General features: G+C 64.5%; 11 protein-coding genes. 8 read left to right on the forward strand and 3 right to left on the reverse strand.

The genetic code is table 11. The annotated features are described in order from the left end of the window. Nucleotides 1-42 precede the first annotated feature (42 nt). On the forward strand, nt 43-3513 hold the full coding sequence (gene putA, locus AAD018_RS07870; protein ID WP_367314943.1) for a bifunctional proline dehydrogenase/L-glutamate gamma-semialdehyde dehydrogenase PutA: 3471 nt from the start codon (nt 43-45) through the stop codon (nt 3511-3513). A gap of 78 nt (nt 3514-3591) precedes the next feature. On the opposite strand, the gene AAD018_RS07875 is transcribed toward putA, so the two are convergent. Further along, nucleotides 3592-3999: an Rrf2 family transcriptional regulator gene (locus AAD018_RS07875; RefSeq protein ID WP_367314944.1), complete on the reverse strand. Its 408-nt coding sequence runs from the start codon at nt 3997-3999 to the stop codon at nt 3592-3594. Nucleotides 4000-4090: 91 nt separating this feature from the next. Between AAD018_RS07875 and AAD018_RS07880 the strand changes: the two genes are divergently transcribed. The 3 genes from AAD018_RS07880 (at nt 4091) to AAD018_RS07890 (ending at nt 6949) form a co-directional block, all read left to right on the forward strand. Beyond that, a complete protein-coding gene (locus AAD018_RS07880; RefSeq protein WP_367314945.1) occupies nt 4091-5332 on the forward strand; it encodes a GTP-binding protein in 1242 nt (413 codons plus the stop codon). Nucleotides 5333-5404: 72 nt separating this feature from the next. Next, nucleotides 5405-5719 carry a DUF6525 family protein gene (locus AAD018_RS07885; protein WP_367314946.1) on the forward strand — a complete coding sequence of 105 codons (315 nt, stop codon included), beginning with the start codon at nt 5405-5407 and terminating at the stop codon, nt 5717-5719. 33 nt (nt 5720-5752) lie between these two features. Further along, nucleotides 5753-6949, forward strand: a complete 1197-nt coding sequence (locus tag AAD018_RS07890) for a winged helix-turn-helix domain-containing protein (RefSeq protein ID WP_367314947.1) — start codon at nt 5753-5755, stop codon at nt 6947-6949. 45 nt (nt 6950-6994) lie between these two features. Here AAD018_RS07890 and AAD018_RS07895 read toward each other — a convergent pair whose 3' ends face one another. Then, nucleotides 6995-8809: a vanadium-dependent haloperoxidase gene (locus AAD018_RS07895; protein ID WP_367314948.1), complete on the reverse strand. Its 1815-nt coding sequence runs from the start codon at nt 8807-8809 to the stop codon at nt 6995-6997. Between the two features lie 204 nt (nt 8810-9013). After that, on the reverse strand, nt 9014-10984 hold the full coding sequence (locus AAD018_RS07900; protein ID WP_367314949.1) for a DUF4139 domain-containing protein: 1971 nt from the start codon (nt 10982-10984) through the stop codon (nt 9014-9016). A gap of 374 nt (nt 10985-11358) precedes the next feature. Between AAD018_RS07900 and AAD018_RS07905 the strand changes: the two genes are divergently transcribed. From AAD018_RS07905 to AAD018_RS07920, 4 genes are all read left to right on the forward strand, one after another. Next, a complete protein-coding gene (locus tag AAD018_RS07905) occupies nt 11359-12255 on the forward strand; it encodes a calcium-binding protein (RefSeq protein WP_367314950.1) in 897 nt (298 codons plus the stop codon). A 427-nt stretch (nt 12256-12682) separates the two neighbouring features. Beyond that, complete coding sequence (locus AAD018_RS07910; RefSeq protein ID WP_367314951.1) at nt 12683-13876, forward strand: hypothetical protein; 1194 nt, start codon at nt 12683-12685, stop codon at nt 13874-13876. Then, on the forward strand, nt 13873-15216 hold the full coding sequence (locus AAD018_RS07915) for a DUF2254 domain-containing protein (RefSeq protein ID WP_367314952.1): 1344 nt from the start codon (nt 13873-13875) through the stop codon (nt 15214-15216). Before AAD018_RS07910 ends, AAD018_RS07915 begins: the two co-directional genes overlap by 4 nt. After that, nucleotides 15213-18215, forward strand: coding sequence for a UPF0182 family protein (locus AAD018_RS07920; protein ID WP_367314953.1), 3003 nt, complete (start codon nt 15213-15215; stop codon nt 18213-18215). The genes AAD018_RS07915 and AAD018_RS07920 overlap by 4 nt, the downstream gene beginning before the upstream one ends. Nucleotides 18216-18226 lie beyond the last annotated feature (11 nt).

Raw genomic sequence — 18226 nt, forward strand, 5'->3', positions numbered from 1 at the left:
TTTCTGCTAATCTGGCCGCGTCCAATTCGAGGAGGCCGCCCGATGAATGTTCAAGCTGACCCCCCTGCCCCCGACCTGACCGCATTGAGAGCCGAGATCCGCGCGCATATCCGGGCGCCCGAAGCGAAGCAGGTCCGGTGGCTGTCGGAGCAGGCCGCGCTGCCCGAGGCGGATCGGCTCGAGATCGTCGCCGATGCCGCATCGCTGGTGCGCGATCTGCGCGATCACGCGCGGCCGGGTCTGATGGAGGTCTTTCTGGCGGAATACGGTCTTTCGACCGATGAGGGTCTGGCGCTGATGTGTCTGGCCGAAGCGCTGCTGCGCGTGCCCGATGCCGAGACGGTCGATGCGCTGATCGAGGACAAGATCGGGCCTGGCGAGTGGATCGAGCATTTCGGCCATTCGGGATCGATGCTGGTCAATGCCTCGACACTGGGTCTGGCCCTGACGGGGCGGATCCTGAGCAAGGACGAGGCGGGCGGCCTGCTGCGTTCGGCGGCGCGGCGGCTGGGAGAGCCGCTGGTACGGGCCGCCGTGACGCGAGCGATGCGCGAGATGGGACGGCAGTTCGTGCTGGGGCAGACCATCGACGAGGCGGCGGAGCGGGCGGAGAAACTGGAGCGGGACGGCTTCACCTATTCCTACGACATGCTGGGCGAAGCGGCGATGACGGCGGCGGATGCGGATGCGTTCTTTGCGTCCTATCAAGGGGCGATATCTGCTTTAACGAAGCGCTGCAAGGCGCAGGATACGCGGGATAATCCCGGGATCTCGATCAAGCTGTCAGCGCTGCATCCGCGTTATGAGGAAAGCCAGCGCGCGCGGGTGCTGAAAGAGCTCGTGCCGCGCGTTCTGGATCTGGCGCAGCAGGCCAAGGCGGCCGGGATGGGTCTGAATATCGATGCAGAGGAGGCGGACCGGCTGGATTTGTCGCTCGACGTGATCGCGGCGGTCCTGGGCGACGAGAGCCTCGCCGGATGGGACGGATTCGGCGTGGTCGTGCAGGGCTACGGCAAGCGCGCGCCCTATGTGGTGGACTGGCTTTATGCGCTGGCCGAGGGGCTGGATCGGTCGATCATGGTGCGGCTGGTCAAGGGCGCCTATTGGGATGCGGAGATCAAGCTGGCGCAGGTCGAGGGGCTGGACGGGTTCCCGGTCTTCACCCGCAAATCAGCGACCGATGTGAGCTATATCGCCGTGGCGCGGCAGCTGCTGGGGATGACGGACCGGATCTATCCTCAATTCGCGACGCATAACGCGCATACGGTCGCGGCGATCCTGCATATGGCGGAGGATCTGCGGAGTTTTGAATTCCAGCGGCTGCACGGCATGGGCGAGGCGCTGCATGCGGCGGTCAAGCGCAAGCGCGGGACGCGGTGCCGGATCTATGCGCCCGTCGGGCGGCACCGGGAGCTTCTGGCCTATCTGGTGCGGCGGCTGCTTGAAAACGGGGCGAATTCCTCCTTCGTCAATCAGGTGGTGGACGAACGCGTGCCGCCCGAGCGGGTGGCGGCCGATCCGTTCGAGGATGCCGAAGCGCCGGTGACAAGCGTGGTCTCGCCCCCTGCCCTGTTCGCGCCGCGCAGCAACAGCCGGGGCTGGGATCTGACCGATCCGGTGGCGCTGGCCGGGATCGAGGCGGCGCGCGCGCCGTTTCGGGGGGCACGGTGGAAGGTTGGGCCGATCGTGGCGGCCGAAGGCTCTGGCGGTGAGGTGATCGAAGCGGTGTCGCCGACCGGGAGCGGTGCGGTCGGAACGGTGACGCTGGCGAGCCCTGCGGATGTCGAGGCGGCTTTAGCGGCCGCCCGCGTCTGGGATGCGCCGGTGGCGGAGCGGGCGGAGGTGCTGCGCCGGGCGTCGGATCTTTATGAGGCACGGTTCGGGGAGATCTTTGCGCTGCTGGCGCAGGAGGCGGGCAAGACGCTGCCCGACGCGGTGTCGGAGTTGCGCGAGGCGGTGGATTTCCTGCGCTACTATGCCGGCGAGGCGCGGGAGGGGGCGCCGCGCGGGGTGTTCGCCTGCATCAGCCCGTGGAATTTCCCGCTGGCGATCTTTACCGGGCAGATCGCGGCGGCTTTGGCTGCTGGCAACTCCGTGATCGCCAAGCCCGCCGAAGAGACGCCTTTGATCGCGGCTTTGGCGGTGGGGCTGCTGCACGAGGCAGGCGTGCCGCCCGAGGCTTTGCAGCTGCTCCCCGGTGCGGGCGATGTGGGGGCGGCGCTGACCTCGGATCGGCGGGTGGATGGGGTGTGCTTCACTGGCTCGACCGAGACGGCGCAGGCGATCCACCGGGCGATGGCGGAGGCCCTGGACCCGGGCGCGCCGCTGATCGCAGAGACCGGCGGGATCAACGCGATGATCGTGGATTCGACCGCCCTGCCCGAACAGGCGGTGCGCGATGTCGTCGCCTCGGCGTTTCAGTCGGCGGGACAGCGGTGTTCGGCCTGCCGGGTGCTTTATGTGCAGGAGGATGTCGCGGAGCCGTTCCTGACGATGCTTCAGGGCGCGATGGCGGAGCTTGCGGTCGGCGATCCTTGGGAGCTGGCGACCGATGTGGGGCCGGTGATCGATGCAGGCGTGCGGGACGGGTTCACCGCCTATGTCGAGGCTGCCCGGGCCGAGGGTCGGCTGATCGCGCAGGGGCCTGTAGCGGGTGCGGGGCATCTGTTCGCGCCGGCGCTGGTGCGCGTGGGCGGGATCTCCGATGTGGCGCGTGAGGTCTTCGGGCCGGTGCTGCATGTGGCGAGCTTCGGCGGGGGCGAGATCGACGCGGTGGTCGATGCGATCAACGCGCGGGGGTTCGGACTGACCTTTGGGCTGCATACGCGGATCACGGCGCGAGCGGCGCGGGTGACGGAGCGGATCGAGGCGGGCAATTCGTATGTGAACCGCAACCAGATTGGGGCGGTTGTGGGCTCGCAACCCTTTGGGGGGGAAGGGCTTTCGGGGACCGGGCCGAAGGCGGGCGGGCCGGATTATGTGGCACGGTTCTACGGCGCGCCGCGCGCGGATGGGGCGGTGCCGGAAGGAGAGGCGGTGCCTTTGCCTGCGGTGCAGGCCCTGGTCGATGCGGTGTCGCCTCCCGCCAACTGGACCGCCGAAGAGTGGATGCCCGGGCCAACCGGGGAGAGCAATCGTCTGAGGCGCTACCCGCGCGGGATCGCACTATGTCTGGGGCCGACGGTGGAGGATGCGGCGCGACAGAGGGAGAGCGCGATGGCCCATGGCTGCGTGGCGGTTACGGTCGCGCACGGAGCCTCGGGTCAGGGCGCACTGGACGGGCGGCTCGCGCCGGAGGATCTGCAGCATCTGGGCGGGATCGCACTGGTCGCCTCTTTCGCAGATGAGGCGAGTTTGCGGGCGATCCGCCAGGCACTGGCCGCGCGCGGGGGGCCGATCCTGCCGCTTGTGACATCGCCGGATGAGACCGCTCCGTTCATTCTGGAGCGGCATGTCTGCACCGATACGACGGCCGCAGGTGGCAACGCTACGCTGCTTGCCGGGAGCGGATGAGGGAAGCGACGCCTATGGCGAAAGGCGAACATCCCGGACCAGCCATTCTCACGCGCCGGTCCGGATAAAGCCTGCGGGCTACTCGACCGGCTCGCGCGCCGCCGCGATTGTCAGTGTCCGAAGGCGGGAGATCAAAGCGCTTTCGGCCTCGTCCATCAGGCTTGCCATGCGTTGCTCGAGCGCGTGCTCGACCGCGCAGCGGGGCGCTGCCTCTTCGGCGGCGGGGGCGAGACGTTCGTCCAGCGCCAGATAGACATCCGCCAGCGTAATCTCATGAGGTGGCCGCGCGAGCCGCCAGCCGCCCGCATGGCCCCTTTCGGCAATCAGGAGACCAGCGGCGCGCAATCGGCCCAGAACGCGTTTGACGACGACCGGATTGGTGCCCGCATGGGCCGCGATATCGGCCGAGGTGCGGGTCCGTTCGGGATCGCCCGCCATATGGCCCAGCGAATGCAAGGCAAGGGACAGTCGGCTGTTGCGCTTCATCGGTGATCTCCTGCCGGTAAGGTAACTTCACCGATTGCCTATGTCGAGCAACTGGCGTAGTTACCTGATATAATCGAACCCGCGAGGCCCCATGACCGATTCCCGCCTGCCCGTCACCGTCCTGTCCGGCTTTCTTGGCGCAGGCAAGACGACGCTGTTGAACCGCGTGCTGAACAACCGCGAAGGCCGCCGCGTCGCGGTGATCGTGAACGACATGTCGGAGGTGAATATCGATGCCGACCTGGTGCGCGCCGGATCGGAGCTGAGCCGCACCGACGAGACACTTGTCGAGATGTCGAACGGCTGCATCTGCTGCACGTTGCGGGACGATTTGCTGGCCGAAGTCCGCAAGCTCGCCGCCGAGGGGCGGTTCGATTACCTGCTGATCGAATCCACCGGCATTTCAGAGCCCCTTCCCGTGGCTGCCACGTTCGACTTCCGCGATGAGGTCGGCGACAGCCTGTCGGATGTCGCACGGCTCGATACGATGGTGACGGTCGTCGATGCGGTCAATCTGCTGCAGGACTATTCCAGCCATGATTTCCTGCGCGACCGGGGCGAATCCTTGACCGGACCAGAGGGCGAGGAGGACGAGCGGACGCTGGTGCATCTGCTGACCGACCAGATCGAATTTGCAGATGTGGTGGTGCTGAACAAGGTCTCCGATGCCGGGCCGGAGAAGGTCGACGCCGCCCGCAAGATCATTCGCGCGCTCAATTCCGATGCGCGCATCATCGAGACGGACCAGTCGGCCGCCCCGGCCGAGGCGATCATGGGCACCGGGCTGTTCGACTTCGAGCGTGCGCATGAGCATCCGATGTGGGCCAAGGAGCTTTACGGCTTTGCTGATCACGTCCCCGAAACCGAGGAATACGGCGTGGCGAGTTTCGTCTACCGGGCGCGCCAGCCGTTCATTCCCGAAAAGATCCTCGCGGTTCTGACCGGCGATCTGCCGGGCGTGATCCGGGCCAAGGGGCATTTCTGGATTGCCAGCAGGCCCGATTGGGTGGCTGAATTCTCGCTCGCCGGGGCGCTGTCCTCGATCACCCCGCTGGGTCAGTGGTGGGCCACGGTTCCGGAGGCGCGCCGCCCCGATCATGACAGCGCACGGGCCTATATGACCGCCCATTGGCAGGAGCCCTGGGGCGACCGGCGTCAGGAGATCGTGTTTATCGGGGCGGGGATCGACTGGCCGCATCTGAAAGCGCGGCTCGATACCTGCCTTGTGCCCGCGCTGGCCGCGTCTGGGCCGGGGGACCTGCCGGACTATCCCGACCCTTTCCCGGCCTGGCGGCGCGCCGACGAGGCCGCGCAGCAGGCATTGGCCGGCTGAGGCTGCGGGGCTGATGCGGGCTGCCCAAGGGGCCGTTGCCCCGCGCCTTGTTCGGTTGCCGGAGGACGCGACATGAGCCGCAACCTTGGCGCTACGAGCCTGCGCCGCCGGGCGCGCTCGGGCGATCCGATGCGCTCTTACGATGCGCTGGCCCCCGAGTTGCGGCGCTGGATGGCGCAGGCGGCGCTGCCGTGGTCGGCCCGCTCCTGCGCGCGGCTTTGGGACCGGGCGCGGCGCCAGGGGCTTGGACCCAATTACGCTCTGGCGGCGCTGTCGCGGGCCGAGCGGCGCCAGCTGGAGCGGGATCGGCTCTCCACCGTCTCCTGGACGGAGGCCTCCGGGCCGGAGCATCACTGCCCTGCCCTTTCCTCCCCTGACGGGGATTGAAAGCGGCCCTTGTCCGCGCAACATGGGCGAGCCATGACACGCCCGGTTCTCGACAATACTCGCGCAAGACGTCTGTTCCTGGACCGGCATCTTTTGCTGCGGTCCGGATCGGGACCGGGACGCGGCGCGGATCTGGAGGATGTGCTGCACGCTCTGGGCTTCGTTCAGGTGGACAGCGTCAACACCCTGGCGCGCGCCCATGATCTGATCTTGTGGTCGCGTCGCGGTCGATACCGCCCGGCGGCGCTGGAGCGCCTCGTTTCGGCCCGCCGCACGGCCTTTGAGCATTGGACGCATGATGCGTCGATCATTCCGATGCCGTTCTATCCGATGTGGCGCCTGAAATTCGCGCGCGATGAGGCCGTTATGCGGGCGCGCTGGTCGCAGACGCGCCGCGCTGGATGGGACGGAGAGATCGACACGGTCCTGCGCTCTATCTCGGATCACGGTGCGGTGTCGTCGGCGGATCTTGGCGGCGAGACGCAGGCATCCTCGACCGGATGGTGGGATTGGCATCCGTCCAAAACGGCGCTGGAATTTCTCTGGCGTTCGGGGCGGCTGGCGATCTGTCACCGCAAGGGCTTTCGCAAATATTACGATCTGGCGGAGCGGGTGATCCCGGCCGAGCATCTCAACAGCCGCAGGAGCGATGCGGAGATCATCGACTGGGCCATGTCCGAGGCGCTAGAGCGGTTGGGCTTTGCCACGAGCGGGGAGCTGGCCGCCTTCTTCGACATCGTCCCGCGCCCGCAGGCCAAGGCCTGGTGCGCCGAGGCGGCGGCTTCGGGCCGGATCCTGGAGGCGGAGATCGTGATGGCGGACGGCTCGGTCCGCCGCAGCTTTACGACCGAGTCTATCCTGGAGAGTGCAGCGGACCTGCCCGAGCCGTCATCGCGGGTGCGCCTTCTGTCGCCGTTCGATCCGGCCTTGCGCGACCGGGCGCGGGCGGAGCGTCTTTTCGGCTTTCACTACCGGATCGAGATCTTCGTCCCCGAGGCCAAGCGGCAATATGGGTACTACGTCTTCCCGGTGCTGCAAGGCGACCGGGTCATCGGGCGGATTGATGCAAAGCGGGCGGACGGCACCCTTGTCGTGCGGGCGTTCTGGCCCGAGGCGGGGGTGCGGATGGGACAGCTGCGGTCCCGGGCCCTTGTTGCGGAGCTGGAGCGGGCGCGGGCGATTGCGGGGGGCGAGGATGTCTCATTCGCGGGGGGATGGATGCGCGAGTGATGGGTGGAGCGCGGGGGAGGTCCCGCGCTCCGGGCAAGGCGCGATCTAGCGGGCGCCGATAGGGACGGTGTCGCCGTCGAAGGTCCGGACCGACAGAACGAAGGGGTCGGTCGGATAGCACAAGGCCTGCTCTTCGAGCATTCCGATGGCAATCGCCTCGCCCATGCGCAGGCTGTCGTAATAGTCCGAGAAGTAGTGGACCCCGGCCATGTTGCGCCCGATCGAGATATTGGCCGCCAGCTTGTTGAGCTCTCCTTCGAGGGTCAGCGGCGCCGCGAGGGGATGGGGCACCGGGCGCAGGTCCGCGCCGTTGTTGAAGGCCTCGTAGGCGACCGGGACATCTTCGGCCGTCGCATGGCGGAACCCGGTCGCGGCGCTGTCGCCATCTGCGTTCGTGACGAACACCGCGCCGGTGTCGAAGAACGCTTTGAGCACCGTCACGCAGGCACCCGCAACGGTCGCGTGCCCCGCCGCATAGGACGGATGCATCGGTGAGCCTTCGGCGAAGGCCATCGGCAGGAGCGCGTCGTCATTGCCATTATATGCGTTGATCGCATCGACGGTGGGCTGAATGCCCGCCCGCATCTCGCCGAACCGTCCGCCCAGCTGCGGGAAGGCGGCATCGGGCATGTGGTTGGTCGACATCCGCGCGGCAAGGGCTTCCGGCCGCAGGCGAAGATGCAGGTTGAACTTCTGATAGCGGGCCGCCTTGAGCGCGCGTGTCGCCACCTCTGTGACCATCGACAGGATATGCGGTCCGCCGTACAGGGCAAAGCCTCCCGCATTGGGCTGAAAGCCCGCCATCGCAATCGCGTCCCCGTTCACGTCCACATCCGCACCGGCATTATAGATGCTGGAGGGGAAGCTGTTGCGGCCCCCCGCGAGATGCGCGAAGCCCGGATCGCGCGGCGCATTCGTGGCCAGAAGGATCAGGCAGGCGTTCAGATAGGCCTGATAAAGCGCATCGAAATGCACATAGGTGGCCAGATCGCGCGGGGTCTGGATGAATCGCGTGGCGCCCGGAACGAAGGATTGCCCCGGATCGCCCGGCCCGCGCACATCCGCGCCGTTCTGCACGGTCAGCCAGTCCGACCAGGTCTGCATGTAGTCGTCGCCCTCTGCGGCGACCGGAACCCGCTGATCGATGCGCTGCACCCCGTAAAGGATCTGCCCGTCATCGATATTCGCGATACCGTCGATATGGTTTCCGATCAGCAGGAACTGCGAGACATAGGGCCCGACTTCGACACCCGGAGAGGAGCCGCGGAAAATCGTGTCGCGATCCAGAAGGCCCGCCTCATCGGTCTTTCGGGGCCGGTTGGGGAACCCGGCGGCCGCGTAGCTGTAGCTGTTGAGCCTGTCGCGCGCCTGCGTCAGCGCGGCACTGCCGCCATCCGCATCGAAGGCATGAAAAGGCTCGTCCCGCAGGAGGGCCAGCTCGTAGACCTCTGCCATCTCGAAGGCCAGTTCGTCGGATCCAAGCTCGGGCGCCGGGGCCATCGTGACCGATTGCGCGTCGGGTCCTTCCAGATCGTAGGTGATCCCGGCGGTCGGCGCCTCCCACTGGCGGCGGCCAAAGGCCGTTTGCCCGGAGAAAGGCGGAACGGGCACCCGTGTGTTGAACGCATCGATATGACCGTCATTAATCGCAGTTCGAAACGCGATGAAATGCTGGGGATATTTAACGAGCCCGGTATCGGGATCGTGCGACAGACCTTTCGTGAAGCTCATCGGGAAATGGGCGCCGGAATAGGTGACTTCGTCACCATTGGCCTTGTGACAGGGATGCTCCCGATCGCGTGCGAATTCGGCAGCAGAGACGCGGGCGGCAAAAGAGCCCGCCTTTCGATTAATCGACATAAAAAACCTCACACAAAAAAGCACTCAGAACTATTGCCCCTAAAAAAACCGGGCAGTTCTAATCATAGATTGCAGGGGAATTGGCGCAAAGTCGGCTTTTCCAGACTTGCGCGAATCGAAAAGCCGGGGCGCAAGGCGGGCTGGGACGTCGATTTGAAGTCGGATCCCCGGCCCGCCTTCTGCGCGGGCCGGGGATCCTTTTCGTCAGGAGAATCTGCGAAGGACGTCGCCCAGCTCGGCTTCGGCCTCGCGAAGCTCGTTTCGGACCGTGTCGAGCGCATCGAGCGTCGTTTCGATCTCGTCCTCGGTTTCGATCAGACCGGTCTCGTAACGGCGGCGCAGTTCGGCCAGCTGGACGGCGCGGAGATTGTCGCGCAGGCGCTGCTGCTCATCGGTCAGCCGCTCGTAATCGGCGGTCAGATCGCCCAGACGCTGCTGCGCCTCCTCGATCCGTTCCATGATCGTGCTGGCCTCGGTGAGGACCGCGCGGTCAGCCTCCTCAATCTCGGCGCTGCCGATTGCGGTGATGGAGAGCGCGTTGCGCAAGCCGTTCGAGTCGAGCGAGAATTGCTGAAGCAGGCGGGTCTCTTCGGTCACCGAGATATCCGCCGCGCCCTCCTCGACCTCGCGGGAGATGCGGATGAAGCCTGCGTTTTCCTCATACTCGCCATTGGCCTCGATGAAGCGTCCGCTGCTTTTGGGATGCTCGACCGCGAAGATCTCAACTCCCTCCGGGACAGTCGCGGTATAGCGGGTCTGGCGCTGGGTGCGGACCTCGACCCGCAGGATGCCGTCGACCGCCCGGAAATCGATCCGGGTGCCCGTATCAGCCTCGTCGCGGACCACGGTGGCGTTGGGCGCAGAAGCATAGGGCAGGAACCGCGTCTGGCCAGAGGCAAGGCCCGCGAAGGGCGCATCGCCGACAAAGCCGTTGGCATCACGGACGGAGACGAGGCCAGGGGCGAGCGCTTGATCGGCGCTAAGCTCCACCGCCAGAAGGATCTGGTCGGATTGGCCGGGCTGATAGAGCGCGCGGATCTGCGGATCGATCTCGAGGTCGATATAGAGAAGGTTCGCGGTGCGCCCCGCCTCAAGGTCAACGGGTTCGGGGACGGCGTAGCGGACATTACCGATACCGCGCAGTTCGGTGGCCGCGCGGGCGGGCGGAGCCATGATCATTGTTTCTTCGACGGCGATATCTGCCCCGGTAAACCCGGAAAAGATGCCCATCTCCGCACTGCCAGAGAGGGCTACTCCGGTCCTCTGCCGAGGCGCAGGCGCTGCAAATCCCGTATCGAGCCGCACATTTGGGCGGTCTGCGAGCAGGTTCGGCGGATCGAGGCGGCCAATCCGCAAAGGCGTCAGCAGATCGCGGCTATAGGCGACCGGGCTGCCGGTGCTGAGTGTCAGATCGATATCGGTCCAGTCCTGACCCGAGACGTTTTCGACGGCGGCCCAGCCCTGCAGGCGCCCCTCCTCGAGCAGCAGACGCCAAGAGTTCTTCCAGGCGGGCGCTTCAGTGACGTAGGACAGCTCGATCTCGCGGGGGGCGTCGCTGTCGAGCGCAAGATCGAAGGTCTTGACCGCCTCGCCGGTATTGATCGTGCCTGCGGCGGCGCGCAGCGGATCGCCCATCTCGGGGTCGATGGAAACCGAGGCGCCGGGGCGCAGGATCAGCTCGGTCAGCGCGCCGCTCTCTTGCTGGAGGAGGACGGCGGGATGGGTGATCGTCGTCTCGCCCTGCACTTCCTTCCGTTCGGACAGGCCCAGAACGATGCCCGTGACCTCTTCGGTCGCCGTGGTGATGGTCACGGATTTGCCGGTCATCGCCCGCAACAGCGCGGTGATGCCCGAGGGCAGACCGCCCGCGAAGGGGGTGCCGCGCAGGCTTTCGGGCAGATCGGCGGGCGTGGCGGTGGTGATGCCGATGACGCGGCCGACGGGATCGCGCACGATCAGGGACGCCAGAACGTCGTCGGCATGGGCCCGCGGCACGGTAATTGAGACGTCCTCTCCGGGGTTGGTCTGGGTGAGCGTGTAAAGCGCGACGCCCGACTGGCCGAGATCGACATTGGCCACGTCGGGCCCCTCGGTCTGGGCGAGCGCGGTGCTGGAAAGCAAGGCGGCGATAAGCGTGGCGACGGCGCGGCGGCGGGCTGTGGTCGTGAGGCGCATGGGGCGTCCTGTCCTTGTCAGATCTATTGCTATTGAGACTTTGACGCAGAGCCTATGGCGATCCTTGGCGACTGTCCGAAGTTTTTTGCGCGCGCTGATCGGCGGCCGCTCCTGCGGCATCATGTCTGTTGATGCGACCGGGCGCCGGGCATCGCCTTGGCAGTTTGGGATATTTCGCGGCACGGCCTCTCTCGCGCAGAGTGAAACAGCGCATCTGACGCTCTACCTGAGCGGATATCTGCCACCCGTTAACCTTTTTGGGAACGATGGGTGCGGGGCCGTCGCTTTTTCTGCCGAGGATGCGATGTCGCATCCGTCAAGACGGCTCTTGCCCCGGAGGGGGGCCAAAGGGCCCAAAACAAAGGACCAATCTCATGAATATGACCCAGATGATGAGCATGATGTTCGAAGGCACCGATATGGATGACTTCTGGACAGGTGGTGATGGTGACGATGAAGCGCGCGGTAATGGCGGTTCCGATAACCTTGATGGCGCCGGTGGCGCAGATCTCATCCTGGGTCTGGCGGGCGCCGATTTTCTGAAGGGGCGCGGAGGCGATGACGAGATCCGCGGAGGCGCCGGGAATGACACGATCAACGGCGGCAGCGGGAATGATATCCTCTTTGGAGACAGCGGCACCGACCGGATCGATGGCGGCGACGGGAACGACATTATTCGCGGCGGCCAGAGCGCCGATGTTCTGAACGGCAATGGCGGCGAAGACACGATCTTCGGCGGTGGCGGTGCCGATGAGATCCGCGGCGGTGGTCAGGCTGACGAGATCCGCGGCGGCGGCTCGGGAGATGTGCTTTACGGCGATGGCGGGGACGACATCCTGCGCGGCGGCGAAGGCCAGGACGAGCTGCGCGGCGGCAGCCAGAACGACGAGCTCTATGGTGGCGCGGGCAGCGATATCCTCGTGGGCGGCGACGGCAACGACATGCTGCGCGGCGGCGCGGGTGCCGACCAGTTCAACGGCGGCGCGGGCAACGACACGTTCACCGGCGATGGCGGCTCGGACATCTTTTTCTTCACCGCCGACAGCGGCCAGGATGTCATCACCGACTTCGAAAACGGTCAGGACGAGCTGCTTCTGATCGACGGGTTCGACCGGCTCGAGCTGTCGAGCACCGACACGTTCGAGGCGCTTCAGAACGGAGATATCACGTTCTCCGATGCCGTGATCGAGCAGCGCGGTCTGGACGCGGTCATCTCGTTCGAAAGCACCGATTCAGAGCTGGTGCTGCAGGACTTCTTCTTCTTTGCGTAAGTCATAAGACACCCGGCCAACCGCCGGTCAGAAATGGAAAGCGCGCCTTTTGAAGGCGCGCTTTTTTCATGCATATCGCCAGGAAAGTAGGCAGAATATTTTACTTTGAGTTGAGTATGTTAATAAAGGTTAACAGGCCAGTTACCCACAGAAGGGTGGCGGATATCCTCTTATTTCTGAATCATTTTAGGAACTTATCCACAGACTGTTAATTATTAACGCAGGAAAGGCAGACATAGATTTGTGTCTGATCTCTCCTTCAGGTGGTGACCTCTCACCGCTTGCCGTCATCGTCGGTCATTCTGACGTAGGTGTTGACCGTTCCCTCGCGCCCTGGCGCTGCGGGAACGGCATGGTGAGTGTTCGTTTCCCGTTTTTACGAGTTGATCTGTTCTGCCTGAACCACGCTCTTGATAGGAGGTGCGTCTTGCTGATCTCGCTTGCCGGAATTTTGCTTTTAGGCATCATCCTCCTCGACATTTTTCTGACCGTTCTGGACGCGAATGGTCTGAGCGTCGTGTCGAGCCGCATCTACCGGATCTTCTGGTGGGGCTGGCGGCATTTTTCGCGGATCATGCCGCCCGTGGCGCGGCCGCAGATGCTGGCGCTTGCCGCGCCGCTGATGATTCCGCTGATTATCGGGGTCTGGATCTTCGGCATCGTGCTGGGGTTCACGCTGGTCTATTTCGGCGGGCTGTCGCATCAGGATCTGATCACCGGAGGCGGATCGCAGCCCAGTTTGCAGGGCGCCTTCCGGCTAAGCTGGGTGACACTGTCGACCATCGGCTTTGTCGAGGTCAGCCCGTCGAACATGCCCTATTCGCTGACTGTCGCGCTTGAGGCGATCCTCGGAAATCTGGTTCTGACCTTCACGATCACCTATTTTCTGAGCGTTCATGGCGCTGTGATGGCCTACAACAAATTCGCCTCGCTCCTGCGCAACCGGATCCCCGATCCCGACCGTCCGCTCGATGCGCTGTCCTGGCATTTCGAGGCTGGAGAGCCGCGCGAGCTGGAGCATTGGCTGCGCCAAATCAACGATGGCGTCTCGACGCTGCATGAGGGGCTACGGCGCTATCCGGTGCTGTACTACTTCCGGCCCATCCGCATCTATCGCGGCGTGCCGCACACGCTGTTTGCGCTGCGGCGGATCGTGACAGCCCTGCGCTGGTGCCTGCCGGAGGGGCATCGCGCGCGGACCAGCCCGAACCTCAAGGCGCTTGAGGTCGGCCTTGATGAGCTGGTCGAGGATCTGCAGGACCGCTACGTGCCGGTCCATCTTCGGACCACGGCCAAACCGGTGTCCTACAAGCAGTTTCGTGCGGCCCAAAGCCCGCATCTGGGCGTGCCCGATACCTGGGTCGAAATGTTCCTGCGCGATTGCGACGAGACGTCCCGCGCCACCGGGGTCGAGATCGATCCGCTCGCGCCGGAGACCTACGAGAACTACCGCGAATGGCTGCCTTACGTGCTGCGGCTCTTCGATTTCGAACGGGCGATCCGCACTGATCTTGGCTATTCGAGCCGCGTCCGTCCGGGCCGGTCCTCCACCCTTGCTGTCATCAGCAACGGTCCCAAGCAGCGTCCTCAGGCGCTGCGCCATGCGGAGCCTGCCGAATGAACGGAAACAACATCAATATCCCCACGTTGCTGGGCAAGATCCGGGTCTTCCTGCTCAATGCGTTCTGGATCATCCCCGCCATGTCCGCGATCGGCGCGATCGGGACGGCCTGGTATGTCAGCACAGTCGAATACACGACGCCGTTCCGGATCGGGGGGCTTTTGACCACCAGCGGGCCGACCGGGGCGCGCGATATGGTGCAGATGGTCGCCTCAAGCTCTCTGACCGTGGCGACGCTGGTTTTCTCGATCATGGTGGTCGTCCTGCAGGTCGCGGGATCGCAATATTCGCCCCGCCTGCCCGCGCAGTTCCTGCGGGATGTGACCACGCAATTGGTGCTGGGCGTTTTCATCTTCACCTTCGTCTATTCGCTGGCGATCATCCGCTCGATCGCGGCAGATAACGATCACGTGCCGAACCTTGCAGTGACGATCTGCTTTTTCCTCGTGATCTGCTGCGTCGGCGCGTTCATCCACTTCATCCATCACATCATCCACGCGATGCGGGTCGAAAAGATCTTGCGCGATATCGAGGTTCAAACGCTGGAATCGCTCCACCGCGTGATGGAGCGGCAAACCGACAGTAAGATGATGATGGAACCGCCCGAGATCCCGCCTCGCGCGCTTCCGATCCGGTCCGAGGAGGTCGGCACGGTCCAGCGGATCGACGGCACGGATCTGGTCGATCTGGCGCACACGCATGACGTCGTGATCTGCTTTACCACCCATAATGGCGACGGCATCTCGAGCGGCACGCCCTTCGGCTGGATCTGGACCTGCGATCCGGAGGAGGAGCTGCCTGATATCGAAAAGGACATCCGCCCGGATCTCAGATCGGTGTTTCAGGTCGGGCATGAGCGGACGTTTCAGGACGATTTCGGTTTCGGGATCACCCAGCTTGTCGACATCGCGCTGCGGGCCCTGTCGCCGGCGGTGAACGATCCGACGACGGCCTGCATGGCGATGCAGTCGCTGGAATCGGTGCTGGTGGAGCTGATCAAGCGCGAGGTCGGGATCCGTGCCTTCGCGGATGAGGACGGCACGACCCGCGTGATCGTCCCGGGCATGGATTTCGCCGCCTATCTCGATGATGCCGTGGCGCCGATCTGCGAGGCGGCGCCGTCGGACCGGTCGGTGATGAAGGCCCTGCTGCGGATGCTGACCAATGTGGCGCGCGCCACCGAGAACGAGCGGCACAAGCAGGCCCTGACCGAACAGATCGAGCGGGTGCAGCGCACGAGCATCCGCGCTCTTGCAGATGAAACCGACCAGAGAGCGATCCGCGCTGCGGCCAAGGAAGCCCGGCGCGCGCTCACCGGCAGACCTCCGAGGCTGACATGAGCACATCCAACACCTTAATGGCCAAGGGCGCGGTCATGCTGATCCTGGGCGCGCTCAACAAGCAGGTGCTGATCTATGTCATCTGCTTCATCCTGCTGATCCTCGCGATCCTGCTGTCGGTCTGGGCCTATACCGAAGTGCTCTGGTACGAGGCGATCGGCTATCTCGACGTGCTGCTGACGCTTTTCAAGACGATGTTCTGGATGGGGATGTTCCCGCTTGTCCTGATGACGCTTTTCGTCGGCGCGAACATGACACTGGCGCGCAAGCTGGCCCCGGCGGATCGGGTTATTTCGTCGGACGAGACGCGGGTTGACCGCTGGCGCCGAGCCCTGTCGCCCTTCTGGAAGGCTCTCACGATCTCAATCGCTCTGTTCTGCGGTTTGTTCATCGCCCTGCAGACCCATGTTCATTGGGACACCTACCTGCTCTGGTCGCATGGAGAGAGCTGGGGCCGGGTCGATCCGCAGTTCGGGCGGGATCTGAGCTATTTCATGTTCGATCTGCCCTTCTACACGCTCGTCAATCGCTGGGCCTTCATCGGACTTCTGGTCGTTCTGCTGCTGACGGCGATCACCAGCTACCTTTTCGGAGGACTGCGCCCTCAGGCGCCGGGCGCAAAGATCCCGGGCCAGGTGAATATCCACTTCTCGCTGCTTTTGCTGATGCTGATCGTGATGCTGGGATGGGGCCTGATACTCGAACTTCACCTTCTAAGCTATTCGGAACGCGGCGTGATCACCGGTCTTGGCTTTACGGATGCCAATGCCAGCCTTGTCGCCTACAAATTCGTGGCGACGGGCGTGGTGACAGGCTTTGTCCTTTTTCAGATCAATATCCGCAAACCGGGATGGATCCTGCCGACGATCGCGCTGATCTGGCTGTTCCTGATCGGTTTGGCGGCGGCGCGGTTCTATCCCAAGATCTATCAGCTGCTGATCGTCGAGCCGCAGGAGCTGGAGCGGGAATCCTCCTATATCGAGAAGCATCTGGAGTTCACGCGCTACGGGTTCGGGCTTGATGCGGTGACGCGCCGGACCACTCCGGGCAATGCCGCGATGACGCCCGAGACGCTCGAGACCTATCAAGCCACGCTGGACCGGATCCGGCTTTGGGATCCCGAGACGCTGCAGATCAATTTCGAGGAATTGCAGTCGCTTAGAACCTATTACGAATTCCCTGATGTCGATGTCGACCGCTACGAGATCGACGGCGAGGTTCGCCCGGTGATGATCGCCGCACGCGAGGTCAATGTCAGCCGCCTGCCCGACAATTCGCGCCGCTGGCAGGCGCAGAAGATGATCTACACCCATGGCCACGGGCTGGTCTCTGCGGATGTGAGCCGCGCGACCGAAGCCGGGATGCCGCATTTCCTGACCCGCGATCTGCCGACTGCGGGGGTCGAGGAGATCGCGGTTGCCAATCCGCGGATCTATTACGGAGAGCGCTCGCCCGACTATTCCTTTGTCGATACCGATACGCTGGAGCTGAACCGCCCGCTCGATCCGGCCAGTCAGCCGAGGAGCGGACCCGACGGACAGAACGCCCCGGACCGCCCAAACCAAAGCTCCGGCAATCAGCGCGATTGCCCGACCGACTTCATCGACGATCCCAGCCAGTCGAACACGCTTTTCGATACGGCCCGTCCGGCGGGCACCGGGGCCGATGCCTCCCCCGAAGAGTGCCCGCGAGATCAGGTCGGGTTTCTGTTCAACAATTACAGCGGCGATGGCGGCATCGTCATGCGCCACCTGCTGCACCGCTTTGTCTTCGCTATCCGGTTCTGGGATCTGCGGCTCGCTCTGACGCTGCTGCTGGACAGCGACAACAAGGTGATGATGCACCGCGAGATCCGCGACCGGGTGCAGCGGCTGGTGCCTTACATGCAGGTCGACCGAAACCCCTATCCCGTCGCGGTCGACGGGCGCATTCACTGGATCATCGACGTCTACACGGTCTCGGACATGATGCCCTATTCACGGCGCGTGAACCTGACCGATCTGACGCAGGTCACGCAGCCCAAGCAAGGCGGCAGCACGCTGATCCCCGAAGAATTCATCCGCTCCGAAGCTGGGTTGTCGGGAACCGCAAACTATATCCGTGGCAGCGTCAAGGCGGTCGTAGACGCCTATCATGGCAGCGTCGATTTTTACGTCGTCGACCCCGAGGACAAGGTCCTTCAGGTCTGGCAGAAGGTCTTTCCGGACACGTTCAAGCCGATGGAGGAGGCCAGCGAAGGGCTGCAGCGCCATTTCCGCTATCCGCATGATCTGTTCCGCGTTCAGGCGGTCATCTGGTCCGACTATCACATGCAGACGCCAGAGGCCTTCTATTCGCGCGAGGCCGCCTGGCGCATCCCGCCCGATGCCGCCTTCATCTCGGACCGGCGCGAGCGCGAGGAGCCGAACCATGAAGGGCGCCGCGCCGATATGCGCCCTTACTGGATGCATATGCAGCTGCCCGAGGAGGAGAACGAGGAATTCGTCATCGTCCAGCCGTTCAGCCCCGACCGCAGGAACGTTCTGACCGGGTATCTGGCGGGCTTCAGCGACGGGAACCGGCTGGGCGATCTGGTCTCCTACGCCTTCCCGCCGACGACCACCGTTCTGGGCCCCTCGCAGGCGCAGGCGCGGATCGATCAGGACGTGCGGATCTCGGCCTGGACGACGCTTCGCATGCAGTCGGGGTCGCGCGTCTCGCGCGGCAAGCTGCTGACCCTGCCGTTGGGAGACGCTGTGATCTACGTGCAGCCGCTTTTCGTACAGGCGGACAAATCGTCGGTCTCGCAGCTTCTTGGCGCGCAACTGTCCAGTCTGCCGGAGCTGAAAAAGGTCGTGATCGTCCATGGCGACCGCGTGGTGATGCGCGACACGATGGACGAGGCGCTGGCGGCACTGGTCTCGGGCGAGGCGCCCGCGCCTGAGGCAACGCCTGCCTCAAATGTCACCGGCAGGGAAGAGGCCGCGCGGCAGGATGCGCCGCGGGCTGCAGATGGTTGATTTATCGATGA

It is taken from the genome of Aestuariibius insulae (genome assembly GCF_040783535.2).
Taxonomy (GTDB): domain Bacteria; phylum Pseudomonadota; class Alphaproteobacteria; order Rhodobacterales; family Rhodobacteraceae; genus Aestuariibius; species Aestuariibius insulae.